The organism is Spirillospora sp. NBC_01491, assembly GCF_036227065.1.
GTDB lineage: Bacteria > Actinomycetota > Actinomycetes > Streptosporangiales > Streptosporangiaceae > Spirillospora > Spirillospora xylanilytica.
The window spans coordinates 7,468,761-7,487,261 of the sequence record NZ_CP109432.1 but is presented as its reverse complement, the minus strand read 5'-3'; the positions used below and the strand labels follow the sequence as shown (position 1 = coordinate 7,487,261).

At 74.0% G+C, this 18,501-nt stretch carries 19 protein-coding genes, 1 tRNA gene and 1 pseudogene; 13 read left to right on the top strand and 8 right to left on the bottom strand.

Going from position 1 to position 18,501, the window contains the following annotated elements; all coding sequences use genetic code 11:
- Positions 1–31 precede the first annotated feature (31 nt).
- Both OHA34_RS34785 and OHA34_RS34780 read left to right on the top strand, forming a co-directional pair.
- Complete coding sequence (locus OHA34_RS34785; RefSeq protein WP_329520033.1) at positions 32–2,041, top strand: hypothetical protein; 2,010 nt, start codon at positions 32–34, stop codon at positions 2,039–2,041.
- Between the two features lie 163 nt (positions 2,042–2,204).
- A complete protein-coding gene (locus tag OHA34_RS34780; protein ID WP_285937064.1) occupies positions 2,205–2,597 on the top strand; it encodes an STAS domain-containing protein in 393 nt (130 codons plus the stop codon).
- A gap of 75 nt (positions 2,598–2,672) precedes the next feature.
- On the opposite strand, the gene OHA34_RS34775 is transcribed toward OHA34_RS34780, so the two are convergent.
- From OHA34_RS34775 to OHA34_RS34765, 3 genes are all read right to left on the bottom strand, one after another.
- Positions 2,673–2,966 (bottom strand): MTH1187 family thiamine-binding protein, encoded by a 294-nt coding sequence (locus OHA34_RS34775; protein WP_285937065.1) that lies wholly within the window; start codon positions 2,964–2,966, stop codon positions 2,673–2,675.
- A 15-nt stretch (positions 2,967–2,981) separates the two neighbouring features.
- Positions 2,982–3,368: a DUF7715 family protein gene (locus OHA34_RS34770; protein WP_285937066.1), complete on the bottom strand. Its 387-nt coding sequence runs from the start codon at positions 3,366–3,368 to the stop codon at positions 2,982–2,984.
- A gap of 76 nt (positions 3,369–3,444) precedes the next feature.
- A complete protein-coding gene (locus OHA34_RS34765; protein ID WP_285937067.1) occupies positions 3,445–4,068 on the bottom strand; it encodes a TetR/AcrR family transcriptional regulator in 624 nt (207 codons plus the stop codon).
- Positions 4,069–4,231: 163 nt separating this feature from the next.
- Here OHA34_RS34765 and OHA34_RS34760 point away from each other — a divergent pair, with 163 nt between their 5' ends.
- The 3 genes from OHA34_RS34760 to OHA34_RS34750 all read left to right on the top strand — a co-directional run bounded on the left by OHA34_RS34760 (position 4,232) and on the right by OHA34_RS34750 (position 6,807).
- Positions 4,232–4,996 (top strand): enoyl-CoA hydratase-related protein, encoded by a 765-nt coding sequence (locus OHA34_RS34760; RefSeq protein ID WP_329520032.1) that lies wholly within the window; start codon positions 4,232–4,234, stop codon positions 4,994–4,996.
- A 151-nt stretch (positions 4,997–5,147) separates the two neighbouring features.
- Positions 5,148–5,534, top strand: coding sequence for a YciI family protein (locus OHA34_RS34755; protein ID WP_285938564.1), 387 nt, complete (start codon positions 5,148–5,150; stop codon positions 5,532–5,534).
- Between the two features lie 100 nt (positions 5,535–5,634).
- Positions 5,635–6,807: an RNA polymerase sigma factor gene (locus OHA34_RS34750; protein WP_329520031.1), complete on the top strand. Its 1,173-nt coding sequence runs from the start codon at positions 5,635–5,637 to the stop codon at positions 6,805–6,807.
- Here OHA34_RS34750 and OHA34_RS34745 read toward each other — a convergent pair.
- Positions 6,805–6,878 (bottom strand) — tRNA-Ile (locus OHA34_RS34745). The genes OHA34_RS34750 and OHA34_RS34745 overlap by 3 nt on opposite strands.
- A gap of 166 nt (positions 6,879–7,044) precedes the next feature.
- On the opposite strand from OHA34_RS34745, the gene OHA34_RS34740 reads away from it, so the two are divergent.
- The 5 genes from OHA34_RS34740 (at position 7,045) to OHA34_RS34720 (ending at position 12,685) form a co-directional block, all read left to right on the top strand.
- Positions 7,045–7,749: an LppX_LprAFG lipoprotein gene (locus OHA34_RS34740; RefSeq protein ID WP_285937070.1), complete on the top strand. Its 705-nt coding sequence runs from the start codon at positions 7,045–7,047 to the stop codon at positions 7,747–7,749.
- Complete coding sequence (locus tag OHA34_RS34735) at positions 7,746–9,263, top strand: MFS transporter (RefSeq protein ID WP_329520030.1); 1,518 nt, start codon at positions 7,746–7,748, stop codon at positions 9,261–9,263. The genes OHA34_RS34740 and OHA34_RS34735 overlap by 4 nt, the downstream gene beginning before the upstream one ends.
- Before the next feature lie 85 nt (positions 9,264–9,348).
- Positions 9,349–10,365: an alpha/beta hydrolase gene (locus OHA34_RS34730; RefSeq protein WP_329520029.1), complete on the top strand. Its 1,017-nt coding sequence runs from the start codon at positions 9,349–9,351 to the stop codon at positions 10,363–10,365.
- 225 nt (positions 10,366–10,590) lie between these two features.
- A complete protein-coding gene (locus tag OHA34_RS34725) occupies positions 10,591–11,961 on the top strand; it encodes a WS/DGAT/MGAT family O-acyltransferase (RefSeq protein ID WP_285937074.1) in 1,371 nt (456 codons plus the stop codon).
- 109 nt (positions 11,962–12,070) lie between these two features.
- The gene (locus OHA34_RS34720) at positions 12,071–12,685 is read left to right on the top strand and encodes an Rv1733c family protein (protein WP_329520028.1); all 615 of its coding nucleotides are present in this window, start codon (positions 12,071–12,073) and stop codon (positions 12,683–12,685) included.
- Positions 12,686–12,720: 35 nt separating this feature from the next.
- On the opposite strand, the gene OHA34_RS34715 is transcribed toward OHA34_RS34720, so the two are convergent.
- The 3 genes from OHA34_RS34715 to OHA34_RS34705 form a co-directional block, all read right to left on the bottom strand.
- Entirely contained in the window at positions 12,721–13,194 is a 474-nt protein-coding gene (locus tag OHA34_RS34715) for a MarR family winged helix-turn-helix transcriptional regulator (RefSeq protein WP_285937076.1), read from the bottom strand.
- On the bottom strand, positions 13,191–14,633 hold the full coding sequence (locus tag OHA34_RS34710; RefSeq protein ID WP_285937077.1) for an MFS transporter: 1,443 nt from the start codon (positions 14,631–14,633) through the stop codon (positions 13,191–13,193). The genes OHA34_RS34715 and OHA34_RS34710 overlap by 4 nt, the downstream gene beginning before the upstream one ends.
- A gap of 82 nt (positions 14,634–14,715) precedes the next feature.
- The gene (locus OHA34_RS34705; RefSeq protein ID WP_329520027.1) at positions 14,716–15,573 is read right to left on the bottom strand and encodes a metallophosphoesterase family protein; all 858 of its coding nucleotides are present in this window, start codon (positions 15,571–15,573) and stop codon (positions 14,716–14,718) included.
- A gap of 152 nt (positions 15,574–15,725) precedes the next feature.
- On the opposite strand from OHA34_RS34705, the gene OHA34_RS34700 reads away from it, so the two are divergent.
- Positions 15,726–16,559, top strand: a complete 834-nt coding sequence (locus OHA34_RS34700; protein WP_329520026.1) for a hypothetical protein — start codon at positions 15,726–15,728, stop codon at positions 16,557–16,559.
- Positions 16,560–16,572: 13 nt separating this feature from the next.
- Here the strand turns inward: OHA34_RS34700 and OHA34_RS34695 are convergent, their stop codons facing one another.
- Complete coding sequence (locus OHA34_RS34695) at positions 16,573–16,764, bottom strand: hypothetical protein (RefSeq protein ID WP_329520025.1); 192 nt, start codon at positions 16,762–16,764, stop codon at positions 16,573–16,575.
- 38 nt (positions 16,765–16,802) lie between these two features.
- Here OHA34_RS34695 and OHA34_RS34690 point away from each other — a divergent pair, with 38 nt between their 5' ends.
- On the top strand, positions 16,803–17,492 hold the full coding sequence (locus OHA34_RS34690; protein WP_285937081.1) for a cytochrome P450: 690 nt from the start codon (positions 16,803–16,805) through the stop codon (positions 17,490–17,492).
- A pseudogene (ispG, locus tag OHA34_RS34685) lies at positions 17,489–18,463 on the top strand (flavodoxin-dependent (E)-4-hydroxy-3-methylbut-2-enyl-diphosphate synthase); the annotation flags it as partial. The gene OHA34_RS34690 and the pseudogene ispG, both read left to right, overlap by 4 nt.
- Positions 18,464–18,501: the final 38 nt, after the last annotated feature.

Genomic DNA, 18,501 nt, shown 5'->3' with positions numbered 1-18,501 from the left:
TGGTGCGCCTCTGCGATCCGGGAGGTCGGCCTTGCGTTCCTCTGTCCTGCGCGCGACGGCCTCGGCCGCCGGCGCCCTGCTGGCCCTGGCGCTGCTCGCCGCGCCCCCGCCGGCCACCGCCGCCGGGCCGTCCGCCCCCGCGCGGCCCGCCGCGGCGTCGCCGGCCGAGGGGGACGGCTGCGACCCGATCGATCCGGCCGCGTGCCTGCTCCCGTTCCCGAGCGACTGGTACACCCGTCCCGATCCGTCCACGCCGACCGGCCGCCGGGTCGCCCTGCGCACGACGCTGCGCAACTCGATCGGGATCCCGGTCGACCCCGCCGAGTGGAACCGGTCGGACGGCTTCTCGCCCGGCTCCATGCTGCTCGCCCGGGTGCCCGGCGTGGACGTCGGCCGCAGCGGCGTCGCGCCGATCACCGACATCGGCTCCTCGCTGCGCCCGGACGCCCCGGTCGTCATCGTCGACACCGCGACCGGGGAGCGGGTGCCGTACTGGGCCGAGCTGGACGCGAACGCCGACACGGCCGACCGGCGGGCGCTGATCGTCCGGCCCGCGCGCAACCTCCGCGAGGGGCACCACTACGCCGTCGCGTTCCGGAACCTGCGCGGCGCGGACGGCGCGGCCATCGCGCCCGGCGCCGCGTTCGCCAGGATCCTCGGTCCGGATCTGCCGGCCGCCGACCCGCTGCGCGCGCGGCAGCGCGCCGAGCGGGCGGTGCTGGCGGGCCTCGCCCGGCACGGGGTGGGACGCGCCGGGCTGTACCTCGCCTGGGACTTCACGGTGGCGAGCCGGCAGGGCCTGTCCGGGCGGATGCTGAAGATCCGCGACGACGCGCTCGCCGGGCTCGGCGACGGCTCCCCCGGCTTCGCGGTCACCCAGGTCGCCGACGACGTGGACGAGCAGATCGGCCGCGAGGTGAAGGGCTTCCTCCTCGCGCCGAGCTATCTGGACCAGCCCGGCGGCCCGCCCGGCTCGGCGTTCCGGTACGGCGCCGACGGGCTCCCGTCCCGGCTGCCGGGCAACCTCCAGCTCGTCGCCTTCCAGTGCGAGATCCCGAAGTCGGCGTTCACCAAGGCGGCCCGGCCCGCGCTGTACGGGCACGGGCTGCTCGGCAAGGAGAGCGAGGTCGGCGCCGGCAACGTCAAGGCGATGGCGGCCGAGCACGGCTTCGCGTTCTGCGCGACCAAGTGGTCGGGGATGGCCGACGAGGACATCCCGAACGTCCTCACCGCGCTCGCCGACATCTCCCGCTTCCGGACGGTCGCCGACCGGCTCCAGCAGGGCATGCTGAACTTCATCGTGCTCGGCCGCGCGATGACCCGCGGCTTCGCGCGCGACAAGGCGTTCCAGGACGGCGCCGGCAAGCCGCTGATCGACCCGTCCGCCGGCCTGGCCTACGACGGCAACAGCCAGGGCGGCATCATGGGCGGCGCGCTGACCGCGGTGTCGCCCGACCTCCGCCGGTCCGTGCTCGGCGTCCCGGCGATGAACTACAGCACGCTACTCAACCGCAGCGCCGACTTCCCCACCTACGAGCAGGTCCTCTCCCGGTTCTACCCCGACAAGCTCGACCAGCAGATCGGGCTGGGCCTGATCCAGATGCTCTGGGACCGGGGCGAGGCCAACGGCTACGCCTGGCACATGACCGACCGGCCGCTCCCGGGCACACCGAAGCACCGGGTGCTGATGCACATCGCGTTCGGCGACCACCAGGTCGCCCCGGTGGCCGCGGAGGTCGAGGCCCGCACGATCGGCGCCCGCGTGCACGCCCCGGCGCTGACGCCCGGCCGCAGCCCCGACAAGGTCCCGTTCTGGGACCTCCCGGCCCTCGGCGCCGACCCCTACGACGGCTCCGCGCTGGTGCTGTGGGACAGCGGCTCGCCCGCTCCCCCGCTGACCAACACCCCGCCGACGGAGGGCCGCGACCCGCACTCGGACCCGCGCGGCGCCGCCCTCGCGCGGCGGCAGAAGGCGGTCTTCCTGTCGACCGGCCAGGTCGTCGACGTCTGCGGCGGCGCCCCCTGCGTGATCACCCCGTAGCCGCCCTCCCGCGCGAGGACGTCCCCGCTACCATGGCGCCCGCGCCGTCCCGGACCACCGGAGTCACGCCGAACGCGCCCGCAGAATCCCGGTCCACAGGGTTGGCAACCTTGCGTGTCCGCGCGATGATTCTGTGTCACCGTCCCCGATGCGAAGGTCACCCATGAAGGACACCGCGGTCGATGTGCTCGTGATCGACGGCAGGCGGCACACCACGGTGCTGCTCAGCGGCGAGCTCGACCGGCTCACCGCCCCGGAGGCACGGCGCCGGCTGCGCGCCGTGGTGCGCGCCGCCGACCGGCCGCTGGTGCTCGACCTGTCGGGGGTCTCGTTCTTCGACGCGGCGGGCATGCGCACCGTCTCGGCCGCCGCCGAGCACTGCGCGGCGCGCGGCACCGGCCTCGCCGTGACGGGCGTGCGGCCGTTCGCGGCCAAGATGTTCCGCATCCTCGGCATGCACGAGCGGATCACGCTGTGCGGCTCGCTGGACGAGGCGCTGTGGTGCCTGTTCCCGCCCACCGACGAGGAGATCGAGGACTGGCTCCGCGACGGCTGACCGCACGCGGCCACCGCACGCCGGGTACCGGGTGCCGGGTGCCCCACGCCGGGTGCCGCACGCCGGGTGCCGGAGTCAGCCGGCCAGGTGGCGTTCGATCGTCTCGACCTTGGCCTCGAGTGCCCCGGTCGTGCCGGGCCGCAGGTCGGCCTTGACGACGAGGCTGACCCGGGGCGCGCGGGCCGCGACGGCGTCGGTGGCCTCCTTGACCACCGCCATCACCTCGTCCCACTCGCCCTCGATGGTGGTGAACATGGCGTCGGTGCGGTTGGGCAGGCCGCTGGCCCGCACCACCCGGACCGCCTCCGCGACAAGCTCACCGACGTCCGTACCGGTTCCGAGCGGGGTCACCGAGAACGCGACCAGCATGAGCGCACCTCCTGGCTAGGGTTGGACGACCTGCCTGACCACGATCTCATCGAGCCGCCGCTCGACGATCACCCCCTCCGGCCAGTCGCGCACCAGGCAGCGCAGCATCGCCGCCTCGTGCTCGGCGTAGGTGGGGTCGTGGCCCTGCTGCTCCAGGCTGGACCGGATCGCCTCGACGTAGTCGCCGGCGGTGAACCCGGGGACCTCGCGGACCATCGCGGTGGTGGTGGCGCGGTGCGAGTTGAGCCCGGCGAACGCCCGGCCGCAGCCGCAGCCGCCGTCGGGGTCGCCGCGGTCGCGGGCGCACACCACGCCGATGTGGACCAGCTCGCCCTCGACGCACCAGTCGAAGTCGTTGTCGCGGTATCCCTGGCTGACGTCGGTCGCGGTGAGCAGCTTCACGGCCGGACCCCCTCGGCGCATCCGTGGACCCGCCCACGGTACGCCGGGGGTCCGACATCCGGCACGGGTTCGCCCGTCACGGCCGCACGTACAGTGCGTACGCCAGGTCGGGCACCATGCCCGGGAGCTCGTGCACCAGGCCCGCCACCACCCGTGTGTACACCACCGAGTAGAGCCCGCCGATGGTCAGCTCGGCGGTCAGCGCCGGGGCGCGGTAGCCCGGCGAGAGCCGCCGCACCTCCAGCTCGGCGAGCCCCGCGAAGGTGCGCAGCATCTCGTCCCGCCGGGCGGTCGCGCGCCGCCCGGCGGGCAGCACCTCCACGATGCACATGCGGGCGGCGGCCGGATCGGCGGCCAGCCCCTCCAGGAACGCGCGCAGCCCCGCCTGGAACCGGTCGGGGATGCCGGTCTCCCGCTGGTACGCCTCGGCGGTGCGCTCCAGCAGGCCGTTCATCACGTGGTCGTAGGCGGCGAGGAACGCCTCCTCCTTGTTGCCGAAGTGCTCGTAGAAGGTCCGGCGGGACACCTGGGCCCGGCCGATGACGGCCTCCACGCTCATCCGCGAGTAGCCGATCTCCCCGGCGGCGGCGACGACGGCCGACAGGATCCGGCCGCGCTGGTTGTCCCGTACGTAGTCGCGCGACAGCCCGTGCCGGCCGCCGTGCAGCTTGCCGGGCCCCCCGTCAGCGGACCCGACCACCGTCGGCCCTCCCGGAACGCCCGTCCGGCGGGACGGGCGGAGGCGATCCGGGTCGGGTCCGGGGTGGGTCCGGGATCGATGCCGTCGTCGCTCGCGCCATGCCGCCAGCCTAGGGACCGTGCCCCCCGTGCGACAGGGACGGCGCTGACGTAGCGTCACGGTCATGAGCGATGTCCTTGTCCAGCGCGACGGCGCCTTCACCACCATCACCATGAACCGGCCGCGGCGGCGCAACGCGCTGTCCCGCGCGTTCCTGCTGTCCCTCACCGAGGCGTTCCGCGAGGTGGCGGACACCGACGCCCGCGGGATCGTCCTGGCGGCGGAGGGGCCAGTGTTCTCGGCCGGCCACGACTTCGCCGACCTGGCCGGCGCGTCCCACGCCGAGGTGCGGAGCCTGCTCCAGACCTGCACCGAGCTGATGCGGACGATCCAGTCCGTGCCGCAGGTCGTGGTCGCCCGCGTCCACGCACTGGCCACCGCCGCGGGCTGCCAGCTCGTTGCGAGCTGCGACCTGGCGGTAGCCGCCGAGAGCGCCGGGTTCGCCGCCCCCGGCGGCAAGGGCGGCTGGTTCTGCCACACCCCGATGGTCCCGATCGCGCGCGGCGTCGGCCGGAAGCGGGCGGTGGAGATGGCCCTCACCGGCGAGGTGGTGGACGCCCGCACCGCCGCCGTGTGGGGCCTGATCAACTACGCGGTGCCGGACGCCGAGCTCGGCGAGGCCACCCTCGCCCTGCTGACCCGGGCCACCCAGGGCAGCCCGAGCAGCAAGGCCCTCGGCAAGCAGGCGCTGTACGCCCAGCTCGACCGTCCCGAGGCCGACGCCTACACCTACGCCATCGAGGTCATGGCCGCCGCCAGCCAGACCCCGGAGGCGCAGGAGGGCATGCGCGCGTTCCTGGACAAGCGCCGCCCCGACTGGCCCGCCTGACGCGGGCCCGCCGGGACGGCGCCAGGATCTCGGCGCGGCGCCGCGCGCGGGACGGGCTCCCGGGGATGTCGAGACCGGGGCCTCCGCTCCGACCTCTGCTGTGAGGGCCCGCACCCGGGGCCGCGAACGTGAGGAGCCGAACGTGAAGTACATGCTGCTGATCTACGGAAACCCGGAGAACTGGGGGCACCCGATGTTCCTGAACGTGCCCGAGAGCCTGGCGCTGCCGGCGGCCGAGCGCGCCGGGATGACCGCGCGGTTCGAGGAGCTGATCAAAGAGATCACCGAGTCCGGCGAGCTGGTCGGCGCGGAACCGCTGGCCGACCCGCTGAACACCCGGACCGTCCGGGTGCGCGGGGGCGTCGCGGCGACCACCGACGGGCCGTTCGTCGAGGCCAAGGAGCAGCTCGCCGGGTACTTCGTGGTCGACTGCGAGAGCCCCGGCCGGGCCGCCGAGATCGCGGCGCGGCTGCCCGACGCCCGGTTCGCCGCGGTCGAGGTGCGTCCGGTCATGGGCCCGTCCGGCCAGGAGATGTGACGACCGGGGCCGGGGTCGAGGACCTGCTGCGCCGGCTGGCGCCGCGGGTCCTCGGTGCGCTGGTGCGGCGGTTCGGGAACTCGAGACCGCCGAGGACGCGATGCAGGAGGCGCTGCTGGCCGCCGCGACACGGTGGCCCGTGGACGGGACGCCCGTCGACCCGCGCGGCTGGCTGATCACGGTCGCGTCCCGCCGGATGGCCGACCAGCTCCGCAGCGAGGGCGCGCGCAGGCGGCGGGAGGAGGAGGCGGCGTCCCGGACGCCGCCGGACGACCTCCTCGCGCCCGCCGCCGACGCGGGCGGCCCGCGGGACCGGGACGACACCCTGACCCTGCTGACGCTGTGCTGCCACCCCGCCCTCACCCCGGCCTCGCAGGTCGCGCTCACCCTCCGCGCGGTCGGCGGTCTGAGCACGGCCCAGATCGCCCGCGCGTTCCTGGTGCCCGAGGCGACCATGGCGCAGCGCGTCAGCCGCGCCAAGCAGCGGGTCAGGGCCGCGGGCGCCCGATTCCGGCCGCCGCCCGAGCACGAGCGGGGCGACCGGCTGCGGGCCGTCCTGCACGTGCTCTACCTGATCTTCACCGAGGGCCACACCGCCACGTCCGGCCCGGACCTGCACCGCGGCGAGCTGACCGCCGAGGCGATCCGGCTCGCCCGCGCCGTGCACCGGCGGCTGCCCGGCGACGGCGAGGTCGCCGGACTCCTCGCGCTGATGCTGCTGACCGACGCGCGCCGTCCGGCCCGCACCGGACCGGACGGCGCGCTGGTCCCGCTCGCCGAGCAGGACCGCGGCCGGTGGCACCGGGAGTCGGTGGACGAGGGCGTCGCCCTGGTCGCCCGCGCCCTGGACCGCACGCCGCTCGGCCCGTACCAGCTCCAGGCCGCCATCGCCGCCGTCCACGCGGAGGCCGCGCGCGCCGAGGACACCGACTGGCCGCAGATCCTCGCCCTGTACGGGCTGCTCGAGCGGCTCGCCCCCAACCCCATGGTCACCCTCAACCACGCCGTCGCGGTCGCCATGGTGCGGGGGCCGCGGGCCGGGCTGGACCTGCTCGTCCCGCTCGGCTCCGACGACCGGATGAGCGGGCACCACCGCCTCCACGCGGTACGGGCGCACCTGCTGGAGATGGCGGGCGACCACCGGGGCGCGCTGGCGTCCTACCGGACGGCGGCGCGCCTGACCACCAGCATCCCCGAGCAGCGCTACCTTCGGAGCCGGGCGCGACGCCTCCCGGGCGGGGTCCTGCGGCCCCCGCCGCACGGTCGTACGTAGGGCGGGCGGGACTCGAACCCGCGGCCCAGGAATTATGAGTTCCCTGCTCTAACCAGCTGAGCTACCGCCCCCGGGCAGCCCCCGCGAAGTGAGAGAAGAGATAGGGGCGCGCCGTAGGTCATCTTAGCGGCGGGGTCTCGGCCGGGGCCACCGCGAAGGAGATCTCCACCTTTGGTCGGACGATGTCATACCTCCAGGCGAGTGACGCCCGAGGTGACCGGTCGGTAGGGTCCGCCTATGCCACGACTCCGCGCTCGCCTCGTCCCCCTCGTACCTGCGATGTTCGCCCTGGTCATGGCCGGTGCGTGCGACGGAGGGGGCGGCGGCGGGTCGGACCGGCCCAGGGCCGCGGCGTTCGACGGCGCCGCGACGCTGCGCGAGGCGTCGGCCGCGATGGCCCGGCTGAAGAGCGTCAACGTCCGGATGTCGACGGCGGACAAACCCCCGATCATGGTGCAGGGCGCCGACATCAAGCTGCTCAAGAGCGGGGACGCCGAGGGCACGCTGACCGTCGCGCAGTCGGGGCAGACCGTCGAGATGAAGATCGTCGCGCTGGGCGAGAGCATCTACCTCGACGCCGGGACGGGCGGCTGGCGCAAGGTGTCCAAGACGCTCGCGGCGGCGATGTACGACCCGTCCGCGGCGCTCGACCCGGACCGGGGCATCGCCAAGCTGCTGGCCTCGGCGACGGGGGCCAAGGCCGAGGCCGAGGAGAGGATCGGCGGCAAGGACGCCTACCGGGTGCGCGCGACGCTGGCCAAGGACGACCTCGGCCGGCTGGTGCCGGGCATCGGCGAGGACGTCGCCGGGCAGGTGTGGGTGGGCAAGGCCGACCACCGGCTACTCAAGGTCAAGGGCAACGTCCCGAGCAACGGGAAGGGCACGGTGACCATCGACTTCACCGAGTTCGACGCCCCGTACAAGATCAGCGCGCCGAAGTGACCCGGCGCCGCCTCGCGGTCGGGGTCGGCGGCACCGTGGTGCTGCTGGCCGCGCTCGACGCCTACGTCGTCACCACGATCCTGGTGGCGGTGGTCGAGGACCTCGGCATCCCGGTGAACCGGCTGGAGCGGGTGACGCCCGTCCTGACCGGGTTCCTCCTCGGGTACGTGGCGGCGATGCCGCTGCTCGGGCAGCTCTCCGACCGGTTCGGGCGGCGGCCCGTACTCCAGGCGTGCCTGTTCTTCTTCGCGGTCGGGTCGGCGGTCACCGCACTGGCGCACGGGGTGCCCGTGCTGACCGCCGGGCGGGTGGTCCAGGGCATCGCCGGCGGCGCGCTGCTGCCGGTGACGATGGCCCTCGCGAGCGACCTGTGGGACGAGCGGCAGCGTCCGGTGGTGCTGGGCGGGGTCGGGGCCGCGCAGGAACTCGGCAGCGTCCTCGGACCGCTCTACGGGGCGGGGATCGCGGCGGCGCTCGACTGGCGCTGGATCTTCTGGATCAACCTTCCGCTGGCCGCCGCGGCGATGGTCGCGGTGCACCTCTCGGTGCCGGGCGGCCGGAAGGAGGGGCCGCGCGGCGGCGTGGACGTGGTGGGCGGCCTGCTGCTCGCGCTCGGCCTCGGGCTCCTGGTCTGCGGCGTCTACAACCCCGAGCCGGAGAGGTCGGCGCTGCCGCCGTGGGGCGTCCCGGTGATCGCGGCCGGGCTGGTGGCGCTGGCGGCGTTCGTGCTGTGGGAGGTCCGGACGCGGACGCGGCTGCTCGACCTCGGCGGCGTGCGGCGCGGGCCGCTGCTGGCGACGCTGGGGGTGAGCCTGCTGTCGGGCGCGGCGCTGATGGTGACGCTGGTCGACGTGGTGCTGGTCGCGCAGACGCTGCTCGGCAGGGACGCGTTCGGCGGCGCGCTGCTGCTGACCTGGTTCCTGGTGGCGCTGCCGGTCGCGGCGGTGCTGGGCGGGGTGGCCGCGCGCCGGTTCGGCGAGCGGTGGCCGATGGCCGCCGGGCTCGCGCTGGCCGCCGGCGGCTACCTGCTGATCGCGGGCTGGCCCGCCGACCTGGAGGCCGCCTCGTACGGGGCGCTGCCCCGGCTGGACGTCGACCTGGTGGTGACGGGCCTCGGCCTCGGGCTGGTGATCGCGCCGGTGTCGTCGGCGGCGCTGCGGTTCGTCCCGGCGGCGCAGCACGGCGTGGCGTCGGCGGCGGTGGTGGTGGCGCGGATGATGGGGATGCTGCTCGGCATCTCGGCGTTGTCGGCGTGGGGCTTCCACCGGTTCCACGCGCTGACCGCCGAGCTGAGGCCGCCGCTGCCGTTCCTGATGTCCAAGGCGGAGTTCAAGCACGAGATGGCGGCCTACACGGCGGCGGTGCAGGACGCGCTGCGGGCCGAGTACCAGGAGATCTTCTGGATCACCGCCGGCCTGTGCGCGCTCGGGGCGGTGCTGGCGCTGGCGGTGCGCGGGCCCGGGGACGGGCCCGGTTCCTCCCCCTCGTCCCGGGAACGACACTTGACACACTGATCTCCCGATACGAGGCTGTCCCGGACCGGCTTAGTGACCGCTTGGTCAGTAGGCCGGCCCGCCGGCACCGCGTGGGAGGTCGCAGATGGACCCCGTGATCGAATCCCGTCCGGGCGCCACCGTGCGCGCGCGGCTGACCGCGCGCGGCCTGAGGCTCACGGCCCGCCCGCTGCTGTCATGGTGGCCGCTCGGCCCGCGCGGGCTGCGCCCGGCGTTCGCGATCGACCTGGCCGCGCCGCTGGCGCTCCCGGCGCCGCGGTGGGCGCGGGTCGAGCCGGTCCCGTTCGGCGACTTCCGGGCCGAGTGGGTCTCGGCGCCGGACCCGTCCGGCACGGGCACCTCGGATGCGGGCGGGCGGGCGGTGCTGTACTTCCACGGCGGCGGGTTCTTCTCCTGCGGGCTCCGGACGCACCGGCGGCTGGTCGCGCGGATCTCGGCGGCGTCGGGCGCGCCGGTCCTGTCGGTGGCGTACCGGCAGCTTCCCGCCGCGCCGCTCGCGGTGTCGGTGGCCGACTGCGTGCGCGCCTACCGGTGGCTGCTCGACCGGGGGTACGCGCCCGGACGGATCGTCGTCGCGGGCGACTCCGCCGGCGGCTTCCTGGCGTTCGCCGCGACGATGCAGGCGCTGGCCGAGGGGCTGCCGTCGCCGGGCGGCATCGTGGCGCTGGCCCCGCTGACCGACCTGGACCACACCAGCAAGGTCGCGCACGAGAACGCGCGGCTGGACGCCTACCTGCCGGCGCGGCGGGTGGAGCGGCTGGCGGGCCTGCTGACCGAGGGCGCGGTACCGCTCGATCCGATGGCGTCGCCGGTGAACGGGCCGCTGGAGGGACTCCCGCCGGTGCTCATCCAGGTGGGATCGACCGAGATGCTGCTGCCGGACGCCGAACTGATGGCGGGACGGCTGGCACGGGCCGGGGTGCCGTGCCGGCTCCAGGTCTGGGAGGGGCAGGTCCACGTGTTCCAGGTCTTCGCGGACCTGGTGCCGGAGGGGCTGGCCGCGCTGCACGAGGTGGGCGCGTTCGTCCGCGAGCACACGGCGGCGAAGGCGGCCCCGGTGCGGCGCCGCACCCGCCGCCGCGCGAAGGACGTCGCCGCGTAGCACCGCGCCACCGCGTAGCACCGCGCCACCGCGTAGCACCGCGTCACCGCACAGGGCCCCGAATGGGCCCCACACAAAGGACATCGCGGACATAAGTCGCCGCTCGCCGGGTAGCGGCGGGAACGGATGGCCGTATGCGGCCGGACCCGGACGGCACCCCGTCCCCACCGCCCGCGTTCCCCCTGCGACCCCCAACGGAAAAGAGATGGTGAGGCCGTGCAACGGATGAGCGGACTGGACGCCAGCTTCTACCTCCTGGAGGACGAGAACACCCCCCTGCACGTGGCGTCGGTGGTCGTGTTCGAGGGGCCCGCCCCTTCCTACGGCGACCTGATCCGGACGATCGTCGGCAAGCTCCCCCAAGTCCCGCGCTACCGGCAGCGCGTCCACCCGGTGCCCCTGCACCTGGGGCGGCCCGTCTGGGCCGACGACCCCCACTTCCAGATCCTCTACCACGTCCGGCACACCGCGCTTCCGGCGCCGGGCAACGACGAGCAGTTGCGCAACCTGGCCGGGCGGATCCTCGCGCAGCGGCTCGACCCCGCCAAGCCGCTCTGGGAGATCTGGCTGGTCGAGGGGCTGACCGGCGGGCGCTGGGCGATGATCGTCAAGGTGCACCACTGCATGGTGGACGGCGTCGCCGGGATGGACCTGGCGACCGTGCTGTTCGACCTGTCCCCCGAGCACGAGCCGCCCGCCGAGACCGCCCGCTGGGAGCCGGAGGCCCCGCCGTCTGGGCTCGACCTGCTGGTCGACTCGGCCCAGCGCGGGCTCACCTCGCCCGTCCGGCAGCTCGGCGACGTCGCGCGCAGCACCGTGATGCCGGAGGCGCGGCAGCTCCGCGACTTCGCGGCCGGGCTGCGCCGGGCCGCCGCCCGGTTCGCCCGCCCGTCGGCGGGGTCGCTGAACGGGCCGATCGGCCCGCACCGCCGCTGGTGCTGGCAGCAGGTGCCGCTCGGCGAGGCCAAGGCGATCCGCGCGGCGCTCGGCGGGACGATCAACGACGTCGTCCTGGCCTCGGTCACCGCCGGGTACCGCGACCTGCTGAACGGGCGCGGCGACCTCGCCGGGGACACCGTGGTGCGGTCGGCGGTGCCGGTCTCGCTGCGCGCCGCCGACGAGCACGGCGTGCTCGACAACCGGGTCGCGGCGGTGTTCGTGAACCTGCCGGTGGGCGTCGATGATCCGCTGGAGCGGCTGCGCCGCGTCCGCGAACAGACCGACGACGTCAAGCGCAGCAACCAGGCGGCCGGGACCCAGACCCTCACCCGGCTGACCGACACGGCCGTGGCGCCCGCCCTGCTGTCGCTCGGCGCCCGCCTCCCGATCCGGCTGCGGCAGGACCTCGTGCAGACGGTGACGACGAACGTGCCGGGCCCGAACTTCCCGCTGTACGTACTCGGCCGCAGGGTGCTGGAGATGCACCCGTACGTGCCGCTGACCGGCGGCATCCGGGCGGCGACGGCGATCGTGTCGTACTGCGGGTCGCTGCACTTCGGCATCACGGGCGATTTCGACGCCATGCCCGATCTGGACGTGCTGGCCAAGGGCGTCCAGGGCGGTTTCGACGAGCTGGCAAGGGCCGCCGGGGGCTGAGAATCGCCGGCCGCGGGCCCTGTGCCGATCGGCGGCCCCGGGAATATCCTGGAATCCGATGGCCAACGGCCTCTCACCGGGAAGGTATCCCCCGGGGAGGTGACGCGTGATGAGCAGGTTCGGTGCCGGTCCGGCGGTCCGGCCGTCCGATCGGCTGCGGCGCCGGCTCGGCCTGGAGCGCAACGATCTGCGCCGCCGGGTCGACCGGTTCCAGCGGCTGATCGCGCTCGTCCTGCTGCTGGTCCTGCTGGCCGCGGCGCCGCCGCTGGCCGCCTGGGCGGCCGGCTGGTCCTACCGGCAGGGCTCGCGGGCCGAGCGGGCCGAGCGGATCGACCGGCACCAGGTGGTCGCGACCGTGCAGAGCACCGGCGGCATCGGCTCGGTCGGCGACCGCTACGTCCATGAGACCGTGCGGGCGCAGTGGCCGGGCCCCGGCGGCAAGGTGAAGTCCGGGTCACTGCCGAGTTGGCAGGACGCCAAGGACGGCGCGCGGCGGCAGATCTGGATCGACCGGGAGGGCGAGCCGACCGTCCGGCCGCGCGCGCACAACCGGACGCTCACCGACGCCGCGTACGCGGGCTTCGCGGGCGTCCTGGTGGCGGGGCTCCCGCTGCTGCTGGCGTACGGAGTGCTGCGGCGGCGCTGCGACCGGTACCGCGACGCCCTGTGGGAGGCCGACTGGGCCCGGATGGACGCCGACGCGGGGCGCAACCGCCCGTCCTGAACCGCCCGTCCCGAACCGCCCGCCGGTCCACAGCGTCAGCTTGACGCGACGAGGCGGGCGGCGATCCGGTCGAGCGCGGCCAGGTCGCCCCCCGGGAGGTCGTGGAGGGCCGGGAGCGGGGTGTCCAGGATGCGCTCGGCCTCGTCCGCCGCGGCCCGCCCGGCCGCGGTGACCGACACGATCTTGGACCGGCGGTCGCCGGGGTTCGGCGCCCGCTCGGCCAGGCCGCGCTTGACCAGGTCCTCCACCACCAGCGTGGTGTAGGGACGGTCGGTCAGCAGCCCCTCCGCCAGCTCGCCGAGCGTGGTCGGGCCGGCGGCGATGCGGCGCAGGGCCTTGACCCGGAAGAAGCTCAGGCCGAGCGCCTCGGTCACCTCCCGCCGCCGGTCGCCGCGCTCGTGCATCAGGATGCGCAGGTTGCGCCACGCCCGCCCGGCGGCGTCCGCGTCGGGCGGGCCGCCCCGCGCGGGTGCGGGGTCGGCGGTGGCGTCGGGCGGGGATGCGGTCATGCGCTCACCGGAGTCCGGGTCGGTTCGGTCTCGAAGAGGGCGGCGGTCCGCTCCGCGCTGCGCGCGGCCCGGCGGCCGGTGGTGACGGTGCCGAGGACGAGCACGGCCGCCGCGCAGCCCGCCATGATCCAGTATGCCGGGCGGGCGGCGGACACGAAGGTGGCGGGCGAGCCCGTGTCCGTCCCGGCGGCGAGCACCGCGCCGATCACCGCGACGCCGAGCACCTGCCCCACCTGCCTGCTGGTGGAGGCGACCGCCGCCGCCACGCCTGCCTGGGCGCGCGGCATCCCGGCCACGGCGGTGTTGGTGATGGGCGCGTTGACCATGCCGAACCCGATGCCGAACAGCACGTACGAGGCGAACAGCAGCACGTTGCCGGTCTCGGCGTCGAACACGGCGAACAGCAGGGCGCTGGCCAGCATCGCCGCACCGGCGATCTGCAACGGCAGGCGTGCTCCCCGGCTGCCGACCAGGCGGCCCGACAGCGGCGCGAGGACGGCGGTCATCGCGGCCATCGGCAGCAGGTAGAGCCCCGCGTGCAGCGCCGACAGGCCCCGGACGTTCTGGAGGTAGAGCGCGTTCAGGAACAGGAACCCGGCCAGCCCGGCGAACGCGCACACCGCGATCAGCGTCGCCCCGCCGAACGGGACGCTGCGGAAGAAGCGCAGGTCGATCAGCGGTTCGGGATGCCGGCGCGCGTGCCACAGGAACAGCGCGAGGCCGACGGCGGCGGCGGCCGCGCATCCGGCGATCGCCGGGGAGGCCCAGCCGAGCGCGGGTCCCTCGATGATCGCGTAGGTCACCGCGGCGAGCGTCACGATCATCAGCGCCTGGCCCGCCGGGTCGGGACGGCGCGGCCTCGGGGCGCGCGACTCGGGCACCAGCCGGGCGGTCAGCACCAGCGCGGCCAGCCCGATCGGCAGGTTCAGCCAGAAGATCGCGCGCCAGCCGACGCCGTCCACCAGCAGCCCGCCGACCACCGGCCCGGCGGCCATGCTGACCCCGACGACCGCGCCCCACACCCCGATGGCGCGGGCCCGCTCGCGCGGCTCGGGGAAGGTGTTGGTGATGATCGACATCGCCACCGGGTTGAGCATCGAGCCACCGACCGCCTGCACCACCCGGGCCGCGACCAGCCAGCCGAGCGTCGGCGCGAGGCTGCACAGCACCGAGCCCGCGGTGAACAGCGCCAGCCCGATCTGGAACACCTTGCGGCGGCCGATCCGGTCGGCGGTGGACCCGGCCAGGAGCAGCAGCGAGGCGAGCACGATCAGGTAGGCGTCGATCGTCCACTGGAGGCCGGACAGCGAGGTGTGCAGGTCGCGCTGCATGGCGGGCAGGGCGACGTTCAGGACGGTGTTGTCCAGACTGACGATCAGCAGGCTCATGCAGCACACGGCCAGCACGGCCAGCCGCCGCCGGTGGGTGGGTTCGGGCAAGGGGCTCCCGTCGTTGTACTCATATAACGGTTTTAAGAGTACAACTAACTACCCGGGGGCCTCCGCCGAGGGCCGGCCGGCGTCACCCGCCGGGCGCCGCGCCGTCGGCGGGCAGGACGCGGGTCAGCCCGAACGGGCCGCCCCTCCGGCGCCACTCGCGCGGGTAGCCGAGGGAGACCTCCTCGAACCGCACCCCGTCCTGCCACATGGTCCGGTGGATGTGCAGGTGCCCGTAGACGACCGCCGCCGCGTCGTACTTCACGTGCCAGTCCGCGGTCAGCTCGGTGCCGCACCACTGCGCGAACTCGGGGTAGTGCAGGACGAGGGTGGGTTCGCGCACCATCGGGAAGTGGTTGACCAGCACGGTCGGCAGCGCCGGGTCGCGCTCGGCCAGGCGCCGCTCGGTCACCGCGATCCGGGCGCGGCACCAGGCGTCCCGGCTCGGATGCGGATCGGGGTGCAGCAGCATCTCGTCCGTGCAGACCACCCCGGCCTTGTACGCGATGGCCAGGGCCTCCTCCTTGGTGGAGGCGCCCGCGGGGCGGAACGTGTAGTCGTACAGCAGGAACATCGGCACGATCGTCGCGGGCCCGCCACCGCCCCGCCACACCGGGTACGGGTCCTCGGGCGTCACCACGCCGAGGCCGCGGCACATCTCGACCAGGCCCCGGTAGCGGGCCTCGCCGCGCAGCGCGACCGGGTCGTCCTTCGTCGTCCACAGCTCGTGGTTGCCCGGCACCCAGACGACCTTGGCGAACCGCTCGCTGAGGACGCGCAGCCCCCATTCGACGTCGGCGAACCGCTCGGCCATGTCGCCGGCCACGATCAGCCAGTCGGCGTCCGATTCCGGGCGCAGCTCCTCGACGACCGCCCGGTTCTCGGCGAACGCCACGTGCAGGTCGCTGACGGCGAACAGCGCGCCGTCACCCTCGTGCGTCATGAGGCCCCTCTCCGACGGCCGGCGTGGGCACCGGCCCTTCGCATCCTAGGAACCGAAATGTCCGACGGCGACCTCGTGACGGCTCCATACCGATCCGCCATCGAACCCGAAACACGCCTACCGAGCGGAGTTTTTCGGTAACTTAACGCGACATGCCATCCTCCCGCCACGACGCCCTCAACCAGCTCTTCCGCGACCGGCCCGAGTTCGCCGTGGAACTCCTCAACGACGTCCTCGGCCTCGCCCTCCCCACCGGCACGCAGGTCAAGCTGGAGGCCAACGACTTCAACGACCGCCCCTCCAACGACTTCCGCCCCGACACCGTCATCACCCTCGGCGCCCCCCACGCGCCCGCGCACGGCATCATCGTCGAGATCCAGCAGGACAGGACCGAGTCCAAACGGCGCCAGCTCCCCCGCTACGCCGCGGCCCTCTGGCTCATGCTCCGCTGCCCCGTCACCGTCCTGGTCATCTGCCCCGACGCCCGGACCGCGGCCGGCTTCACCGGCCCCATCACGACCGAGCTCCCCGGGTACACCTTCCAGGCCGCCGTCCTCAGCCCCGACCAGATCCCCGTGATGACCGACCCGAAGGAGATCGCGACCCACCCCGACCTCGCCGTCCTGTCCGTCATGGCCTACGGGAAAGACCCCGCGGTGACCCGGGCGTTCATCACGTCCCTGGGAGCACTGAACCGCGATAACGCTGCGCAGTACTATGAACACGCATACAGCATGGCCTCGTTCGCCGTGCAGAAGCTCATGGAGGAGATCGTGTCCACCACCTGGCCCGTCCACAGCCCCTTCGCCCGCGAGCATTACGGCCGCGGCGAGGCTGACATGCTGCTGTTCATCCTCTCCAAGCGCGACATGAGGCTCTCAGAGGCGCAGCGGGCACAGATCACCTCCTGCACCGACGTCGACCAGCTCCACCGCTGGGCCGAACGCGCCCTCCACGCGACCACCGCCGACGACCTCTTCGCCTGACGGCGTCGCCCTCTCACCGTCGCGCAGGAAGCCGGACCGGTCCGGTGGTGACGGCGGTGACGTCGGCGGACGACGGCAGGATCATGTTGACGACCATCAGCGGCTGGTGGCAGTTCGGGCAACTGTGCGCCTCGCCCGCCTGCCCGGCCGCCTCCACCACCGCCAGGCCCGAGGACGCGGCCGGGAGCGTCCGCGTGCCCGGCACGGTCAGGGTCTCGCGCGCCGGAGTCTCGGGTGCGGCGGGTGCGCAGGTCTCCTCGGGTGCCCGGCCGGCGGGGCGGCCGGGCCGGCGACCTGCTCAGCACGCTGGTCGCCGTCCGCGACGAGGACGACGGCCGGCTCAGCGACAACGACCTGTTCGTGACCGTGATGACCCTGCTCGTCGCCGGCTACAAGACGACCGCCGCGCAGATCGGCAAGGGCCTGCTCACCCTCTTCCGGCACCCCGGGGCGCTGGCCGCCGCACAGGCGGGCACCGATGACGCGCACCTGCGCGCGGTGTCGGAGGAGCTGCTCCGCTACGCGCCGCCCGGCGCCGGCTACGGCATCGCCCGGTACGCCGTCGAGGACGTGGAGGTCGGCGGCGTGACGATCCCCGCCGGGTCGACCGTCTTCGTCGCCCGCCACTCCGGCAACCGCGACGACGCGCACTTCCCGGACGCCGGGACGCTCGACATCGCCCGCGGCACCGCCAACCAGCACCTCACCTTCGGCGCCGGCCCCGCCTTCTGCCTCGGCGCGCCGGTCGCGCGGATCGAGCTGGAGCTCGCCTTCGACGCCCTGCTGCACCGGCTGCCCGGCCTGGCACTGGCCGTCCCCGAGTCGGACATCCCCTGGAGCAGCGACAACGCGGCCCAGGCCCCCGCCGCGATCCCGATCATCTGGGACGGCCCCGCCGCCGAACGGCTCCGAGCGACCGGAGGACCCCGATGACCGTCGGACTGGGAATGCCCAAGCTTCGGACCGAGGACCCCGTGCCGTCCCCGGCGCCGCGTCGGGTGTCGCGGCGGATCATGGTGGGTGGTGTGCCGGTGGGTGGGGATGCGCCGGTGTCGGTGCAGTCGATGACGACGACGTTGACGGCGGATGTGAATGCGACGCTTCAGCAGATTGCTGAGTTGACGGCGTCGGGTTGTCAGATCGTGCGGGTGGCGGTTCCGTCGCAGTTCGATGACAGGGTGGGTGAGATCGCTCGGGCGGCGTCGGGGGCGGGGGTGCCGATCCGGATCGGTGTGAACGCGGGGTCGCTCGACAAGCGGCTGCTGGAGAAGTATGGGAAGGCGACGCCTGAGGCGTTGGTGGAGTCGGCGTTGTGGGAGTGCTCTTTGTTCGAGGAGCATGGGTTCGGTGACATCAAGATCTCGGTGAAGCACAACGATCCGGTGGTGATGATCGAGGCGTATCGGCTGCTTGCGGCGGCGTGTGATTATCCGTTGCATCTGGGTGTGACCGAGGCGGGGCCGGCGTTCCAGGGGACGGTCAAGTCCTCGGTGGCGTTCGGTGCTCTTCTGGCTCAGGGGATCGGTGACACGATCCGGGTGTCGCTGTCGGCGCCGCCGGTCGAGGAGGTCAAGGTCGGTACGGCGATTCTGGAGTCGCTGGGGTTGCGGCAGCGGGGTCTGGAGATCGTGTCCTGTCCGTCCTGCGGCCGGGCCCAGGTCGATGTCTACACTCTGGCCGAGCAGGTCACCGCGGGTCTGAAGGATTTCCCGGTGCCGTTGCGGGTGGCGGTGATGGGGTGTGTGGTCAACGGTCCGGGTGAGGCTCGTGAGGCCGATCTCGGTGTCGCCTCGGGCAACGGCAAGGGCCAGATCTTCGTCAAGGGCCAGGTCGTCAAGACCGTCCCCGAGGCCCAGATCGTCGAGACCCTCATCGAAGAGGCCATGCGCATCGCCGAGGAGATGGGCGTCGACGTGGACGCCCTGGACACCGAGCCGCTGGA

Excerpts from the sequence above, each read along its gene's own strand:
- OHA34_RS34780 (WP_285937064.1), top strand. The coding sequence starts at position 2,205 with ATGAAGGACACCGCGGTCGATGTGCTCGTGATCGACGGCAGGCGGCAC.
- OHA34_RS34775 (WP_285937065.1), bottom strand. The coding sequence starts at position 2,966 with ATGCTGGTCGCGTTCTCGGTGACCCCGCTCGGAACCGGTACGGACGTC.
- OHA34_RS34760 (WP_329520032.1), top strand. The coding sequence starts at position 4,232 with ATGAGCGATGTCCTTGTCCAGCGCGACGGCGCCTTCACCACCATCACC.
- OHA34_RS34755 (WP_285938564.1), top strand. The coding sequence starts at position 5,148 with ATGCTGCTGATCTACGGAAACCCGGAGAACTGGGGGCACCCGATGTTC.
- OHA34_RS34750 (WP_329520031.1), top strand. The coding sequence starts at position 5,635 with ATGCAGGAGGCGCTGCTGGCCGCCGCGACACGGTGGCCCGTGGACGGG.
- OHA34_RS34740 (WP_285937070.1), top strand. The coding sequence starts at position 7,045 with ATGCCACGACTCCGCGCTCGCCTCGTCCCCCTCGTACCTGCGATGTTC.
- OHA34_RS34730 (WP_329520029.1), top strand. The coding sequence starts at position 9,349 with ATGGACCCCGTGATCGAATCCCGTCCGGGCGCCACCGTGCGCGCGCGG.
- OHA34_RS34725 (WP_285937074.1), top strand. The coding sequence starts at position 10,591 with ATGAGCGGACTGGACGCCAGCTTCTACCTCCTGGAGGACGAGAACACC.
- OHA34_RS34720 (WP_329520028.1), top strand. The coding sequence starts at position 12,071 with ATGAGCAGGTTCGGTGCCGGTCCGGCGGTCCGGCCGTCCGATCGGCTG.
- OHA34_RS34715 (WP_285937076.1), bottom strand. The coding sequence starts at position 13,194 with ATGACCGCATCCCCGCCCGACGCCACCGCCGACCCCGCACCCGCGCGG.
- OHA34_RS34705 (WP_329520027.1), bottom strand. The coding sequence starts at position 15,573 with ATGACGCACGAGGGTGACGGCGCGCTGTTCGCCGTCAGCGACCTGCAC.
- OHA34_RS34700 (WP_329520026.1), top strand. The coding sequence starts at position 15,726 with ATGCCATCCTCCCGCCACGACGCCCTCAACCAGCTCTTCCGCGACCGG.